General features: G+C 71.7%; 12 protein-coding genes. 5 read left to right on the top strand and 7 right to left on the bottom strand.

Annotated features, from left to right (window positions below; genetic code table 11):
- The first annotated feature begins 7 nt into the window (after positions 1-7).
- The gene (locus QH948_RS03370) at positions 8-1,711 is read left to right on the top strand and encodes a TM0106 family RecB-like putative nuclease (RefSeq protein ID WP_281145529.1); all 1,704 of its coding nucleotides are present in this window, start codon (positions 8-10) and stop codon (positions 1,709-1,711) included.
- A gap of 132 nt (positions 1,712-1,843) precedes the next feature.
- Here QH948_RS03370 and menD read toward each other — a convergent pair whose 3' ends face one another.
- The 4 genes from menD to QH948_RS03350 are packed head-to-tail and all read right to left on the bottom strand — an operon-like array spanning position 1,844 to position 6,208.
- Positions 1,844-3,364 (bottom strand): 2-succinyl-5-enolpyruvyl-6-hydroxy-3-cyclohexene-1-carboxylic-acid synthase, encoded by a 1,521-nt coding sequence (gene menD / locus QH948_RS03365; RefSeq protein ID WP_281145528.1) that lies wholly within the window; start codon positions 3,362-3,364, stop codon positions 1,844-1,846.
- Positions 3,361-4,314, bottom strand: coding sequence for an o-succinylbenzoate synthase (locus QH948_RS03360; protein WP_281145527.1), 954 nt, complete (start codon positions 4,312-4,314; stop codon positions 3,361-3,363). The genes menD and QH948_RS03360 overlap by 4 nt, the downstream gene beginning before the upstream one ends.
- Positions 4,311-5,201, bottom strand: a complete 891-nt coding sequence (locus tag QH948_RS03355) for a 1,4-dihydroxy-2-naphthoate polyprenyltransferase (protein WP_281145526.1) — start codon at positions 5,199-5,201, stop codon at positions 4,311-4,313. The genes QH948_RS03360 and QH948_RS03355 overlap by 4 nt, the downstream gene beginning before the upstream one ends.
- On the bottom strand, positions 5,198-6,208 hold the full coding sequence (locus QH948_RS03350; RefSeq protein ID WP_281145525.1) for an AMP-binding protein: 1,011 nt from the start codon (positions 6,206-6,208) through the stop codon (positions 5,198-5,200). The genes QH948_RS03355 and QH948_RS03350 overlap by 4 nt, the downstream gene beginning before the upstream one ends.
- Positions 6,209-6,272: 64 nt before the next feature.
- Here QH948_RS03350 and QH948_RS03345 point away from each other — a divergent pair, with 64 nt between their 5' ends.
- Positions 6,273-6,521 carry a PLD nuclease N-terminal domain-containing protein gene (locus QH948_RS03345; RefSeq protein ID WP_281145524.1) on the top strand — a complete coding sequence of 83 codons (249 nt, stop codon included), beginning with the start codon at positions 6,273-6,275 and terminating at the stop codon, positions 6,519-6,521.
- Positions 6,522-6,596: 75 nt separating this feature from the next.
- Positions 6,597-7,241 carry a dihydroxyacetone kinase subunit DhaL gene (dhaL, locus tag QH948_RS03340; RefSeq protein ID WP_281145523.1) on the top strand — a complete coding sequence of 215 codons (645 nt, stop codon included), beginning with the start codon at positions 6,597-6,599 and terminating at the stop codon, positions 7,239-7,241.
- A 532-nt stretch (positions 7,242-7,773) separates the two neighbouring features.
- Here the strand turns inward: dhaL and QH948_RS03335 are convergent.
- Together QH948_RS03335 and QH948_RS03330 are read right to left on the bottom strand one after the other, a co-directional pair.
- Positions 7,774-8,679, bottom strand: a complete 906-nt coding sequence (locus QH948_RS03335; protein WP_281145522.1) for a cation diffusion facilitator family transporter — start codon at positions 8,677-8,679, stop codon at positions 7,774-7,776.
- 38 nt (positions 8,680-8,717) lie between these two features.
- Positions 8,718-9,662 carry an NAD(P)-dependent oxidoreductase gene (locus tag QH948_RS03330; RefSeq protein ID WP_281145521.1) on the bottom strand — a complete coding sequence of 315 codons (945 nt, stop codon included), beginning with the start codon at positions 9,660-9,662 and terminating at the stop codon, positions 8,718-8,720.
- Between the two features lie 97 nt (positions 9,663-9,759).
- Here QH948_RS03330 and QH948_RS03325 point away from each other — a divergent pair, with 97 nt between their 5' ends.
- A complete protein-coding gene (locus tag QH948_RS03325) occupies positions 9,760-12,825 on the top strand; it encodes a glycine--tRNA ligase (RefSeq protein WP_281145520.1) in 3,066 nt (1,021 codons plus the stop codon).
- Between the two features lie 531 nt (positions 12,826-13,356).
- Here QH948_RS03325 and QH948_RS03320 read toward each other — a convergent pair.
- A complete protein-coding gene (locus QH948_RS03320) occupies positions 13,357-13,953 on the bottom strand; it encodes a pentapeptide repeat-containing protein (RefSeq protein WP_281145519.1) in 597 nt (198 codons plus the stop codon).
- Positions 13,954-14,020: 67 nt separating this feature from the next.
- Between QH948_RS03320 and QH948_RS03315 the strand changes: the two genes are divergently transcribed.
- Entirely contained in the window at positions 14,021-15,487 is a 1,467-nt protein-coding gene (locus tag QH948_RS03315) for a patatin-like phospholipase family protein (RefSeq protein WP_281145518.1), read from the top strand.
- The last annotated feature ends 11 nt before the right edge of the window (positions 15,488-15,498 follow it).

The raw sequence follows: 15,498 nt of genomic DNA, 5'->3' as shown, positions 1-15,498 counted from the left end.
GCTCGACGTGGACACCATCGTTCTCGACGCCTACGCCGCGCGTTCCTGCCCGGTGAAGACGCACCACACCTTCGACCCCACGCTGGAGCAGCCCACCACGCCCCTCGACGAGTCGCTGCGCGAGTCGTTCCAGGGCGGTTCCGACTTCCGCGACGAGGTCCTCACCCGGCTGGCCCAGGCCCCCGGAGCCGTCGATCTGCGCGTCCCGGCCGGCGAGGACCGGCCATGGACCGAGCGCGAGGCCGCGACGCTCGCCGCACTGGGTGCCGGCGCGCCCGTGATCATCGGCGGCGTCCTGCCGCTGGACCTCGAGGGGCACCGAAGCGGCCGCCCCGACGCGCTCGTGCGCGGCGTCGACCATGCGGAGGGCTCCCCCGGCTACTGGCCGCTGAAGGTCAAGCCCTACCGGGTACGCGAGAAGCACACGGGCGCACCCAGCCTCCGTACCTCCACGTTGGCCGACCCGGGCAGCGTCGAGGGACTCCCGAAGACGCGGTTCCGCACCTACCGCGAGGGGGCGCTGCTCGAACTGGTGCACCACTGGCGTCTCCTGGAGGCCTGCGGCTTCTCGTCGGCCGACGCGTGGGTCGGGCTGGTCGGCGACGACCGGGCGCTCAGCGCGGAGCCGACCATCACCTGGATCGACCTCAACGCCAAGTTCATCCGCACCTACTCGAAGTCCGCCGGGCACAAGCTGCGCTCCGCCCTCGAGCGCTACGACCACGAGTTCAGGTTCCGGCTCCATGTCGCCGAGAGCGCCATGGCGCGTACCGGGGTCGACGACCCGCCGCCGGTCGTACGCCCTATCCGCGTCAAGGAGTGCGAGTGGTGCGCCTGGTGGCAGGTGTGCCGCCCGATGATCGACGACGACGACCTGTCGCTGCGCATCTCGAAGGCGCCGCTCGACGTGCGCGAACTGCAGACGCTGCTGGGCCTCGGTATCAACACCGTCGCCGAGCTGGCCACCACCGACGTCGAAGCCCTCCTGCCGTCGTACCTGCCGCTGACCGGACACCGCGACCGCTCGGAACAGCGCCTGAGGCAGGCCGCCCGTCGGGCCCGGATGCTGGCCGCCGGCGTCGACCTGGAGCGCGTCACCGACGACCCGATCGGTGTGCCCCGTTCGCCCTTCGAGGTCGACCTGGATATCGAGACGGCCGACGACGGCACCGTCTACCTGTGGGGCGCGCTGGTCACGGACGCGTCAGGGACCCGCTTCGAGCACTTCAGCCGCTTCGACCACCTGAGCAAGCCCGAGGAGGGCGAGCTCGCCGGCGAGTTCGCGCGGTGGCTCGTCGCGCTGGCCGCGGAACACCCCGACCTGCGCGTCTACCACTACAGCGACTACGAGACGATCCACATCCGACGCCTCGCGGAGCGCACGGGCGATCCCGCCCTGGCCCAGGCCGCGGGCCTGATCAGGGACCACTTCGTCGACCTGTTCGGCTTCGTCCGCGACAACTTCGTCGGCGTCGACGGGCTGGGGCTGAAGGTCGTCGCGCACAAGGGCGCCGGCTTCTCCTGGCGCGACGAGGAGCCGGGCGGCCTCGCGTCGCAGTCGTGGTTCAACGAGGCCGTCGACGGCCCCAGCCCGGAGGCGCGGGCCGCTGCCCGAGACCGGGTGCTGGAGTACAACGAGGACGACGTCCGCGCGACGCTGGCCGTGCGCGAGTGGATCGCGGCCCAGGACCGGAAACTCCCCGCCGTCTGACGTCTGACGCCTCACGCCACCCTTGTGCGCAGACGCCACCCCTCTTCGCACATGCCACCGCCATGGCGGTGGCATGTGTCGACAAGGGTGGCGTCGGTCAATAGGGGTGGCGTCGGTCAATAGGGGTGGCGGCTAGGAGAGGTCGACGACGATGAAGTCGGCGTCGGAGGCCAACGCGTCGGCGAGCGCGTCCGCCGCGACCCGGGCCGCCCGCCAGCCGAGTGCCGCGGCGACCGCCACCAGGTCCACGCCCTGGGGCGTGAGGAACACGCGGTCGAAGCTGTCGGCGTACTCAGGCGCCCCCTGCTCCAGGCCGCGGAAGATCGAGCCGCCGCGATCGTCTACGACGACGACCCGCAGCCGCTCCGGCCATGGCTCCGACGGGGGTCTCACGAGGGCGCCGAGGTCGTGCTGGGCCGTGAGGTCGCCGAGCAGCACGGTCGTGGGATGCCCGGTCGCCAGCGCCAGCCCCGTCGCGGTGGCGACGGTGCCGTCGATGCCCGCCAGGCCGCGGTTCGCGAACACCCGCGGGGCGCGCTCCCGGATGGGGGCGAGGTCGGCGGCGCGGATGATCGAACTGGCGCCGAGCACGAGGTCGTCGTCGGGTCCCAGCGACTCGAGCACTGTCGCGGTGACGAGGTCGCGGCCGGTCGGCGGGGCGGCCTCGGGCAGTGCCTCGAACCAGCGCGGCAGCCACTCGGGGTCCTGATCCTCGAGCAGCACGCGGTCGGCGACGACCGCCGCGCGGTGCCCCGGGTCGACCCACGTGGCCCCGGGGCTGACCACGACCAGCTCGATGTCGTCGCGGGACAGCAGCGCGGTGACTGGGCGCGACAAGCTCGGATGCCCGAACACGACGACCCGCTCGATGTCTCCGCCGAGCGCGCCCAGCCGCAGCCGGTAGTCCGGCACGGCGTTTGCCCCGACGCGCGCATTGGACGACGGCTCGGCGAGCAGCGGCGCCCCGCCGAGCTCCGCCAGGGCGCGGGCCTCCGCTCCCTCCTCGGGGGTCGCGTCGCCGACCAGGACGACCGTGCGGCGCGCGTCCAGGTCGACGGTGGTGTGCCCCGCCGACCCGGCGACGCGCAGCGGACGCGGCCGGGCCGGCGGCAGCTCGCCCACCAGAGGCGGAGCGAACTCGACGTTGACCTGCACCGCCCCCGCGCGACGGGTCCGACGGCCCTCCGCGAGCACGACGCCCCGCTGGACCACCGCGGCCCAGTCGTTATCGTCGCCCGACTCGGATCCGATCCTCAGCACGGCCAGCGCCGACGGGCCGAGGATGCCCGCCTGGTCGCCGGTCTGGTTGGCCCCGCTCCCGACGAGGTGCGCCGGCCGGTCGGCAGTGATCAGCAGCAGCGGCACGCCGGCCGCGGTGGCCTCCATGGCGGCTGGCCCGAGGTTGGCCGTGGCGGTGCCCGACGTGGTGACGACGGCCACCGCGCGACGGCTCGCCTTCGCGATCCCGAGGGCGGTGAATCCGGCGACGCGCTCGTCCACGCGGACGTGCAGCCTGAGGCTCCCCGCCCTCGCGGCGCGGTCGACGGCCAGTGCCAGGGCCGCGCTCCGGGAGCCGGGCGCCAGCACGACGTCGGTGACGCCGACCCCGATCAGGGCGTCGACGATGGTCGCGCCCAGCGCGATGCTGCTCATCTGGTCTCCTCCACGATCCGCGACACCCGCGCAAGGCGCCGGAGCCAGAAGTCCCGCAGCTCGTCGTCGGCGCGGTGCGCGGCGAGCAGCGACGGGTCGATGACCACGTCACGCACAGGCAGTGCCCCATCTACCGGGGCCAGCGGCTCGCCGGTGACGTCGCCGGCGAGCAGTCGCGCCGTCTCGAGCCCGCAGGCGTACGGCAGCTCGGGCAGCGCCGCGGCCAGCGCGAGACCGGCCCGCAGCCCGACGGATGTCTCGACGGCGCTGGACACCACGACGGGCAGGCCGAGGTCCGCGGCCAGGTCCAGGCAGGCGCGGATCCCGCCGATGGGCTGCGCCTTGAGCACGGCGACGTCGGCGGCGCCCGCGTCGCGGACGCGCAGCGGGTCCGAGGCCCGGCGGATCGACTCGTCCGCGGCGATCAGAACGCCCGTGTGGCGGGAGCGCAGCGCGGCCAGGTCGTTGACGCTGGCGCAGGGCTGCTCGGCATACTCCAGCCGCAGCGGCTCGAGCGCCTCCAGCGCGCGGGTCGCGGTGGCAAGGTCCCACCCGCCGTTGGCGTCTATGCGGAGCCTGGCCTCGGGCACGGCGGCGCGGACGGCGCGGACGCGGGCGAGGTCGTCGTCGAGCGCGGATCCCGGCCCGGCGACCTTGATCTTGATGGTGCGACAGCCCGACGCGACAGCGCGGTCGGCGGCCGCCTGCGGGGCAAGCGCCGGGACGATGCCGTTGACCTCGACGGTGTCGCGCACCGGCTCGGGGAACCCGTCGGCGGCACACTCGAGGGCCGCGACCAGCCACGGCGCCGCCTCCTCGTCGTCATACTCGGGAAAAGGGCTCCACTCGGCCCACCCGGCGGGCCCCTCGAAGAGCACCCCCGAGCGGCGCGCGATGCCGCGGAAGCCGACAGCCATCGGTATGTCGTAGACGAACGGCGCCGCGGTCATGCGAGGAACGTCCCCACCAGCAGGCCGAGCCCGATGCCGATCTCGGCCATGCCGGTCCCCTGGATGACCGGGATGAGCCTCGGCCCCATGGCGCCGCCGAGCACGAGCCGCAGCGGCGCGACGAGCAGCAGCAGCCCGAGCAGTGCGAGCAGCGCCCACCAGGTGGTCAGCGCCGCGAACCCGACGACGCAGACCCCTGCGAGGGCGCAGAGGCCGGCGTGGAAGATGCGCGAGCGGGGGTCGCCGAGGCGGGCGGGCAGCGTCAGCTTCCCGGCGACGCGGTCGGTGGCGATGTCGCGCAGGTTGTTGGCGACCAGAATGCCGCTGGCTAGCGCGCCGACCGCAGCCCCGGCGAGCCAGGCGTGCGGCGGGGCGACGCCGGCGAGCACGTAGGTGGTGCCGACCGTGGCGACGAGCCCGAAGAACACGAAGACCATCACCTCGCCGAGGCCGAGGTAGCCGTAGGGTGTCGTCCCGCCGGTATAGAACCAGGCGGCGACAATGCTCACGGCTCCGACGAGCAGCAGCCACCACTGGCCGCTGAGCGCCACGACGACGAGCCCGGCTACGGCGCCCACTCCGAAGGCGGCGAACGCGGCCGTCCTGACGGCCTGGGCGGATGCGAGCCCGGAGCCGACGAGCCGCAGCGGCCCGACACGGTCGTCGTCGGTGCCGCGGACGCCGTCGGAGTAGTCGTTGGCGTAGTTGACGCCGACCTGCAGCGCGAGAGCGACGACCGCGCACAGGGCCGTGATGAGCCAGAATCGGCCCCCCGTCGCCCCCGCGACGGCCAGCGCCGAGGCGGCTCCGGCGAGGATGGGGGCGATGGCTGCGGGGAGTGTGCGGGGCCGCGCGCCGGCGACCCAGACTGCAAGAGAGGAGTTCATGTCGCCGACGAGTCTAGGAGGTGGCGCAGCTTCGCGCGGTCTGGCTTGCCCCCCTGCGTGCGCGGTAGGCGATCGACAAGGACCAACCTGCGCGGCAGGAACGGGCTCGGCAGACTGCCGCGGAGCCGGTCGCGCCAGCCCGCGAGCGTGCCACCCGTCGCCACAAGGACGACGGAGACGCCCCACTCCGCGTCGGGCTCCGACAGCACAGCGGTCTCCGGGTCCAGCGCCGCGACCGCCGCACGCACGACCGCCAGGTCGACGTTGACCCCGCCACTGATCACGACGTCGTCGAAACGGCCGTCGATGGCGATCCGCCCGTCGGCGACGTGCGCCCGGTCGGCGGTCAGGACCGCGCCGTCGACCAGGGTCGCGGCGGTCAACTCCGGTCGCCCGAGGTAGCCGGCGAACACCGTCGGCCCGGCGATGGCGACGCGGCCGTGCTCCCCGAGCTGGATGTCGACGCCGGGCAGCGGGACGCCGTCCCACACGACGCCGCCGCACGTCTCGCTCATGCCGTAGGTCTCGATGACGGGGACGCCGGCCGCCTCGGCCCTGGCCCGTAGCTCGGCGCCGAGCGCGGCTCCCCCGACCAGCACGGCATCGAAGGCGGCCAGCCGCGACGCGGTCTCGGGGTTCTCCAGCGCGCGGTACAGCTGGGTCGAGACGATCGAGACGCAGTTGCGGCCGGGGGCCGGGTCGAGGTCGCCCAGGGACGTTGAAGCCTCGCGCACGCCGGCGCCGAGCAACCCCCGGACGAGCACCATCAGCCCCGCCACGTAACGCGGGGACAGGGCCAGGTGCCAGGTCGCGCGATAGCCGAGCCGGTGGGCGGCCGCCTCAGCGGCTGCAACGAGCGCCGACCGGCTCAGGATCACGAGCTTGGCGGACCCGGTCGAACCCGACGTCGCCACGACAACGCAGCCGTCGGGGGCGACGCCGTCACCGTCGGCGAGCCAGAGGCCGGGCCCCCCGTCAAGGAAGGCCTGCACCCTATCGACGTCCATGCCCGCCAGACTATCGGTCGCGGGCCGCCCGCCGGGAAGGCGAACCCGACGGTAGACTTGCGGCATGATCCGGGTTCTCCTCATCGTCGCAGTGGTGATGCTCACCGTGTACTGCGTGGTCGAGGTCGCCCAGACCAGAACGGGACAGGTCCGCGCGATGCCGCGCTGGCTGTGGGCCTTCCTGGTGATCTGCGCGCCGGTCGTCGGTCCGCTCAGTTGGCTGTTCTTCGGCCGCCCCAGCGCGGGCACGCCTTCGCCGCGCGTCGCGAAGGCTCCCGATGACGACGAGGACTTCCTCCGCGGCCTGCGCTGACGCTTGCGCCGTGGTGGGGAGCCCCGACGGACTTGTGGGAGAATCGAGATTCTCCCATCGACCGAAAGGACCCCCATGCCGACCGTGGCCGCTGTCTCCGAGTGGCTCGACGAGTGCACCCACGTGTTTGAAGGGCGCGTCGACGAGCTGAATGAACTGGACGGCATCCTGGGGGACGGGGATCACGGGACGAACATGTACCGCGGCTTCGCGGCGGCCCGCCGGCTCGACCTGAGCGAGTGTCCCAACGCCAACGACGCGATGCGCCAGGTGGGCATGTCCCTAGTCGGGACCGTGGGCGGCGCCTCCGGCCCGCTGTTCGGCACCCTTCTGCTGCGGGTGGGAGCAACCTGGCCTGATCACCTCACGCTTGCCGGCGTCGCCGCGTCGCTCCGGCAGGGCACCAACGGTGTGATGGCGCGCGGCAAGGCCGTGCGGGGCGACAAGACCATGGTCGACGTGCTGCTGCCGGCCCTCGACTCCCTCGAGGCCGACGCCCGACGCGGGGCCGACCTCGAGAGCGCGATCCTTGACGCCGTCGACGCGGCCGACGAGGCCCGCGACGCGACCGCCGCGATGGTCGCGCACCGCGGCCGCTCCGCGTTGAAGTCCGAGAGCTCGGTGGGCGTCGTCGACCCCGGCGCCGTGTCCACGGCTCTGATCCTGCGCACCGGCGCTACCCGCATCCGCGAGGAGCTGCGCGCCCGAACGGCAGCCTGAAAAAGGAAGCTCGTCTCCGGTTCCCTGAACTCGCCTCCGGTTCCCTGAGTTCGTCGAAGGGCGCCGAGCGAAGCGAGGCGAAACCCTGCTGCCAAGCTGAGACCCTTCGCTGCGCTCAGGGCGTTTCGACAAGCTCAACGACCCGGGTGGCTCCCTGAGCTCGTCGAAGGGCGCCGAGCGAAGCGAGGCGAAACCCTGCTGCCAAGCTGAGACCCTTCGCTGCGCTCAGGGCGTTTCGACAGGCCTGTGCTGAGCTCGTCGAAGTGCTCAACGACCCGGGTGGCTCTCTGAGCTCGCCTCCGGTTCCCTGAACTCGCCTCCGGTTCCCTGAGCTCGTCGAAGGGCGCCGAGCGAAGCGAGGCGAAACCCTGCTGCCAAGCTGAGACCCTTCGCTGCGCTCAGGGCGTTTCGACAGGCCTGTGCTGAGCTCGTCGAAGTGCTCAACGACCCGGGTGGCTCCCTGAGCTCGTATCCGGTTCCCTGAGCTCGTCGAAGGGCGCCGAGCGAAGCGAGGCGGATTGCTCCGGGCGACTCAGATGTCGAGGAACTCGTCCTCGTAGCTGCGGGGGTCCTCGACAGGCTCGAGGTGGCCGGTCACGTACAGGTCGGGGAACTCGGACCGGATCTCGTCGACGAGGTCCTCCAGCTGGTCGTGGCCGCGCTTCACACTCCACTCCCCCGGCACGAGCATGTGCATCTCCATGAACGCCCGAGCACCCGAGACGCGGGTCCGCATGGCGTGGAACTTCACGTGGCCGCTGCTGTGCTCGGCGAGGATCTCGCGGAGCCGCTGGTTGGTCTCCTTCGGGAGAGCCTCGTCCATCAGACCGGACGTGGACTCCGACACCAGCCGCCAGCCGGTCCACAGGATGTTGATGCCCACCAGCAGAGCGACGACGGGGTCGAGCCAGATCCAGCCGGTGAGGGCGACCAGGCCGACGCCGACGACGACGCCGACGGACGTGATGAGGTCGGTCATCAGGTGGTTGCCGTCGGCGCGCAGCGTGATGGAGTTGTGTCGGCGGCCGGCGCGGAGCAGCACCATCGCCACCGCGCCGTTGACCAGGGCGGCGACGACGGAGATGGCCAGACCGATCCCGACCTGTTCGAGCGGCTGGGGCTCGAGCAGGCGGCGGATGGCTATCACGACGATCACGGCGGCGGCCACGAAGATCATGACGCCCTCGATGGCCGAGGAGAAGTACTCGGCCTTGGAGTGCCCGAAATGGTGGTTCTTGTCGGCAGGCTTTGCCGCGACCCGCAACGCGATGAGCGCGACGACGGCGGCCACGAGGTTCACCACGGACTCGGCGGCGTCCGACAGCAGGCCGACCGACCCCGTCAACAGCCACGCACCGGCCTTCAGCGCGATGGTGACCAGCGCCGCCGCGATGGACAGCCAGGCGAACTTGGTCAGGTCGACGCGGGTGGAACTCATGCCTCCATCGTCCCTTGCGCGCCACGCGTGATGCAACATCACCGGATCGGGTTGGTCACGTCCCCCTCGCCGCGGAGGACGGCGTCGATGTTGTGCCGCAGCAAGTCACCAGGGTTCTGGGGCCGGCCGCCGGCGACGTGGGGCGTGATGAGCAGGTTCGGGGCGTCCCAGAGCGGGGAGTCTGCCGGCAAGGGTTCGGTCGCCGCGACATCGATCGCGGCGCCGGCGAGGTGTCCGGAAGCCAGTGCCCCGATCAGTGCCGTCTCGTCGACGGTGCTGCCACGCCCCACGTTGACCAACAGCGCTCCCGGCTTCAGCTCCTCCAGCCGCTCCGCGCTCAGCGCCTTCGTGGTCGCCTCTGTGGACGGCAGGATCATGACCAGCACATCAGTGTCGGCCAGCGTCGCGGCCAGCCGGTCCTCGGCCACCACCGGGTAGCCGTGCCGTTCGCCGGCGGAGCGGGCGGCCCCGGTGACGCGGGCACCCAGGGCGGTCAGCAGCGGCGCGAGTCGCGACGCGATCGACCCGAAGCCCCAGATCGTCACGTTGGCGCCGTTCAGCGTGGAGACGCTGCCGTCGGCCCCGCGCGGTTCCACCGACCCGTTGAGATACGGGTCCCAGGCGTGCTCGCGCATGCGCTGCAGCGCGAGCGGGACGTTGCGCACGAGCGCCAGCGCCATGCCGAGCGCGTGCTCAGCGACGGGGCCGTCGTGCAGGCCGACGCCGCTGGACAGCTGCACGCCCTCGGGGAAGCCGGCTGCGACCATCGAGTCGGGCCCGGCAAGGAAACCCTGGACGAGCCTGAGCCCGGTCATGCGCCGGGCGGCGTCCTGCAGGACAGCCGGGGGCTGCCCCCAGGCCACGAGGACCTCGGCATCGAGGTGCTCGTCGGGGACGGGGCTGGACGCGGGGATGATGACGTACTCCACGCCGTCGATGGTCGGCATGGTGTCGCGCACGGCGTCGGGGACAAGGACCTTCACAGTCAATCAACTCCTCGGGGGTCGATTCCGCCCAGCATGGCACAGACCCGACTGGGCGAAGGGGCAACTCAGTAGGTAATCTGACCAGGTGCTGACGATGCAAGACGCTCTGAGACGACTGTCCGACTACTGGACCTCGAAAGGCTGCCTGACCTGGCAGCCCTTCAACACGGAGGTCGGCGCGGGGACCATGAACCCCGCGACGGTGCTGCGTGTGCTCGGTCCCGAGCCGTGGGACGTCGCCTACGTCGAGCCGTCCGTCCGCCCCGATGACTCCCGCTACGGCGAGAACCCGAACCGTCTCCAGACACACACACAGTTCCAGGTGATCCTGAAGCCCGAGCCGGGCGACCCGCAGGAGCTCTACCTCGGCTCGCTGGAGGCGCTGGGCATCGATCTGTCCAAGCACGACGTGCGCTTCGTCGAGGACAACTGGCAGCAGCCGGCCATCGGCGCCTGGGGCCTCGGCTGGGAGGTGTGGCTGGACGGCATGGAGATCACGCAGTTCACCTACTTCCAGCAGGTGGGCGGCCAGAACCTCGACCCGATCCCCGTCGAACTCACCTACGGCGTCGAGCGCATCCTCATGGCACAGCAGGGCGTCACGCACTTCAAGGACATCGTCTACGCCACCGCCGCCGACGGGCGCCCCGTGACCTACGGGGAGGCCTTCGGGCAGCAGGAGTACGAGATGAGCCGCTACTACCTGGACGACGCGGACGTCGAGGCGAACCGCCGCCTGTACGAGACCTACGTCGGCGAGGCGACGCGCATGGTCGCCCAGCGCCTCCCCGTCCCGGCCCACAGCTACATCCTGAAGTCGAGCCACGCATTCAACGTGCTCGACGCCCGCGGCGCCATCTCGACCACCGAGCGGGCCAAGGCCTTCGCCACCATGCGCCGCCTGATGCGCGACACGGCCGCGCTGTGGATCGAGCGCCGCGAGGAGCTCGGCTTCCCGCTGAAGCGCGAGGAGGCCGCCGTCGAGGCTCCGGTCGTCGACGTGCCCGCGGTCGCTCACGACGCGCAGCCGCAGACGCTGGCCCTCGAGATCGGCGTCGAGGAGCTGCCGCCGCATGTCGTTCCCCAGACCGTCGAAGCGGTGCGCGAGGCCCTGACCGCCAAGCTCGCCGCCACCCGCCTGACCCATGGTTCGATCACCGTCGAAGGAACGCCGCGCCGCATCGTCGCGGTCGTCGAGGACGTCGCCGCGAGCGAGCCCGACGCCGAGCAGCTGCGCAAGGGGCCGAAGTGGTCCGCTGCCTTCGACGCCGAGGGCAACCCGTCCAAGGCACTGCAGGGCTTCATGCGCGGCCAGGGCGTCACCGCCGAGCAGGTGGTCAAGGCCGAGATCGGCGGCAACGAGCACGCCGCGGTGAAGGCCACCCTGGAGGGCCGCGGGGTGCTCGAGGTCGTCGGCGGGATCGTCGCCGAGGTCGTCTCCGGGCTCCGCGCCGAGAAGAACATGCGCTGGAACGACGCCGACCTGTCTTTCTCGCGCGCCATCCGCTGGCTCGTCGTCCTGTGGGGCGATGTCGTCGTCCCGGTGCGCGTCTCCGGGCTGACCTCCGGCCGCACCACCTACCTGCAGCGCCCGGTCGCGGGCGAGGAGTCCGGCCGTCGCGCCGATGGCGCGCTCGTCGGCCACGTCGAGGTCGCCTCCGCGGGCGGGCTGCTCGGCACGATCGAGGCCGGCGCGATCACGCTCGCGAGCGCCGCGCGTCGGGGCCAGGTCGAGGAGCGGGCCACCGCGCTGGCCGAGTCCGTCGGCGGCACCGTCGACCTGGAGGGCGAGAGCGCCCTGGTCGACGAGATCACCAACCTGGTGGAGGACCCGCACGGCGTGCTGGGTCACTTCGACGAGCGCTACCTGGAGCTGCCCGAGAAGATCCTCACCACGGTCATGCGCAAGCACCAGCGCTACCTGCCCGTCTACCGCGACGGGAAGCTCGCCGCGCACTTCGTCACCATGGCCAACGGCCTGTGCGACGACGACACCGTCCGCACCGGTAACGAGTCGGTCATCCGGGCCCGCTACGAGGACGCGCTGTTCTTCTGGAACTCCGACCTCGAGACGAAGGGGGCCGACGAGTTCGTCCCGGGCCTCGACAAGCTGACCTTCGAGGAGCGCCTCGGCTCCGTCGGTGTGCGCGCCCGCCGCATCGCCGACGTCGCGGAGAAGCTCGCCGACCGCGTCGGGCTCGAAGGCGACGAGCGCGCGACCCTGACCCGCGCGGGTCAGCTGGCGAAGTTCGACCTGGCGACGCAGATGGTCGTCGAGATGAGTTCGCTCGCCGGGTTCATCGCGCGTGAGTACGCCGTCCGGATGGGCGAGACGCAGGCCGTCGCCGACGCGCTGTTCGAGATGGAGCAGCCGCACACCTCCGCCGACCCCGTGCCAGCATCCACCCCCGGCGCCCTCCTGGCTCTGGGCGACCGCTTCGACCTGCTCGCCGCCATGTTCGCACTGGGCGCCAAGCCCACCGGCTCGTCCGACCCGTTCGGCCTGCGCCGCGCCGCGCTCGGCGTCGTGCGGATCCTCCGCGAGGCCGCCGGCACCCCGCTCGAAACGCTGACCATCCGGGAGGGCCTGACCGACGCCGTCGACCGCCTCGCGGAGCAGGGCATCGACGTGGCGCCCGACGCCGTCGACTCGGCGCTGGAGTTCACCATCGGCCGCTTCGCGCAGCTGTTGCGTGACGAGGGCACCTCCGCGGACCTCGTCGCCGCGATCCTGCCCGCCGCCGACACCCCCGGGTACGCCGCGCGCGTGCTCGGCGAGCTGACCGAGGCGAAGGATGACCAGCGACTCCGCGACCTGGTCGCCACGCTGGTGCGCATCACGCGCATCCTGCCGCCCGAGGCCCTCCCGCAGGAGGGCGTGCCGGTCGCCGTCGATGCGTCGAAGCTCACCGAGCCGGCGGAGATGTCGCTACGTGACGCCGTCGTGGGCGTTCCGGCCGGCACCGCCGACGGCGATGTCGCGGGTCTGCTGGACGCGACAACCCCCGTGGTCACCGCGGCTGCCCGGTTCTTCGACGACATCCTCGTCAACGCCGAGGACCCGGAAGTCCGCGCCGCGCGTCAGGGGCTGCTGGCCTCCGTGCTCGCGCTCGCGCCTGCCGGCGTCGACTGGAAGTCGCTGGACGTCGCCCTGGGCTGACGACCATCCGGTTCGTCCGGCTCAGTTCCCGCGCACAACAATGCCTATGCCGGGTCTGCTGCACCTATGTTGCAGCGGTCCCGGCATAAGCATTGTTGTGCCGGGAAAGGGGGCGGCGGGCTCAGTGCACGAAGCGCAGCACCGGGCTGCTCGCCGTCGTCGACGCCCCGTCCTCGGCGCCCCCTTACGTGCAGATGCCACCCTTACGTGCAGACGCCACCCTTCTTGACCGACGCTACCCGTCTCAACACATGCCACCGCCATGGCGGTGGCATGTGCGAACAAGGGTGGCGTCCGTCGGTAAGGGTGGCGTCTGTGGGTGGGCTCCCCGGTCGTCCGCGACGCCCTTTGTCCAGCCCGATTATGTGCACAAGAATGCCTATTTCGCGGCCGCTGCGCCTATGTTGCAGCGGCACCAACATAGGCATTGTTGTGCGCGGAATGGGGCGGCGGATTGAGCGCGCGGAAAGGGGCGGCGGATTGAGCGCGCGGCCGGGGGCGGCGGGGTGAGCCCAGCGACCGGGGGCAGGCTCAGACCACCTTCATACCCAGGATCCGCGCGAACCCCGGGGCGAGGTCGAGTGCCTGCGCGTGGCTCACGGAGACCCCCCGCAGGCCCTCCGGGTTCGACTCCAGGGTCAAGACCTCCGCGCCGCTCAGGTCCACGTCCCTGCAGCGCGCGTTGCTGAGGTCCAGCCGGCCGACGGTGCACCCGCTGAAGCTCAGCCGGTCCACCTGCGCCCGCGACAGGTCCAGCTCGTCTATCGCGCAGTCCTCGAAGCGGACGCGGGCGAGCCTGGCGGAGCGGAGATTGAGGTATCCCACCTTGCCGCCGACGATCGTGACCCGAGTCCAGGTCCCCGCGTAGGCCTGCACTCCCCCGAGGCGCGACGCGGTGATCGCGACGTCCTGCAGTGCACACTTCGACAGCTCGAGATCGGGCGCGTCGGCCGCGTCGAAGACCACGTCGATGAACCGGCAGCCCGTGAACTTCGCGCCGTTCAGCCGGGCGCCGTCGAACCGGCAGTCGAGGATCCTCAGGCCGTGCTCATCGGCGCCGCTGAAGTCGACCCCCGACCGACGCTCGCCCTCGATGTCGTCGTGCTCGACAAGCTCCCCGTAATGCATGACACGACCCTACCGAGGGGGTGGTGGCCGCGGTCGCGCGCGTCGGAGGATGCCCTAGGCTTGTCAGATGGCTGGCAAGGGTCTCTTCGGTCTTCCGTTCTTCTCACTCACGCCTCGCCCGACGGTGGTCTCCTGCATCCTGTCCGGAGGTGGGGCCCGTGCGAGCTTCCAGCTCGGCGCGCTCGCCTACCTGTACGAGCACGACGAGCAGTTCACTCCCACGATCTTCGTCGGCGCCTCCGCGGGCTCGATCATCGCCTCCTCACTGGCACAGGCGGCCACCCCGGAGGGACAGCGGATGTACCTGCGGCGCCTCACGGACATCTGGGACTCGATGACGGCGAACTCGGACATGTTCACGGCGCGGCCGTGGTTCGCCCGGCTGGAGACCCAGGCTCCGACGTGGCTGGAGATCGTCCGACCGGCCCGGCCGGTGCGCCCCGAGCCCGCCCGGAGCGGTTGGTTGCCCTTCCGGCGCAGCGCCTCCGCCGCGAGCCCCGAGCCGGCCGAAGAGCCCCCCAGCCCGCTGGAGCTGGCGCTCACCCCCGACGACGAGAGCGAGGTCCGCTCCGACTGGTCGCTCGCCATGCTGTCCGGCATCGCCTCGCACCTGGGTCAGCTGCCGCGCATCGGCTCCGACCTCAGCACCATCGCCCACGGCCTGGACAACACGCGCTCCATGTACCGGCCCGGTCCCGTGCTCGCCAGGCTTCTGGACGAGGAGATGTTTTCCCCCGCGCGCGTCGCGGCCTCCGGCACCACGCTGAGGCTGGCCATGGTCGCCCTCGAGTCCGGTGAGCTCCGCTACATGACCGAGCGCGGCACCCTGGTGAACCGCGAGGACGAGCCGTTCGACGCGACCGAGCACGACCTCAGCGTCGGCGTGCTCGCCTCCTGCTCCATCCCCGCGGTCTTCCGCCCGGTCCCGCTGGGCGCCGAGACCTACGTCGACGGCGGCGCACGGGAGAACCTCCCCGCAGAGCTCACCATCGGGCACCTCGGAGCGGCCCGCAACTACGTCGTCAGCTCGCAGGCGATGGGCGTGCAGCGCCGCAAGTCGATGGCCAACGCCGACATCTTCTCCGTCGTGATGCGCTCCACCGAGATCCTGATCGACGAGGCCGGCCGCGACGAGCTGGCGTACGCGCACTCGACCGGCGCCGTCGTGATCTTCCCCGAGCTTGTCGTGCACGACGCCATGACGGTCGACCCCGGCCTCATCACCATCAACGAGGCCTACGGCTGGATGCGGGCCGCCGAGAGGCACCTGGACATGGACGCCGCCTCCGAGGCCCGCCACCGCCTCATCACGCAGCTGCGCGTGCGCGGGCTCCAGCTGGAGAAGGAGTACCTTGAGCAGCCGACGCCGACGAGAAGGGCGGAGGTCGCGCTGCACTCGGTGAAGGTCGAACTCCGCGACGCGGTGCGCTCGGCGCACGGTACGCCGCTGCCGCCCGGCGCGGACCAGTGGTGGCGCCAGTGGGAGCGGCACGCGGATCAGCCGACGCTCGCCCCGCCGTGGCTCAGCATGTGACCTGCGGCTGA

Source organism: Tessaracoccus lacteus (assembly GCF_029917005.1).
Lineage (GTDB): Bacteria > Actinomycetota > Actinomycetes > Propionibacteriales > Propionibacteriaceae > Arachnia > Arachnia lactea.
The sequence above is the reverse complement of the archived record's forward strand: the minus strand, read 5'-3'. Positions and strand labels throughout refer to the sequence as shown.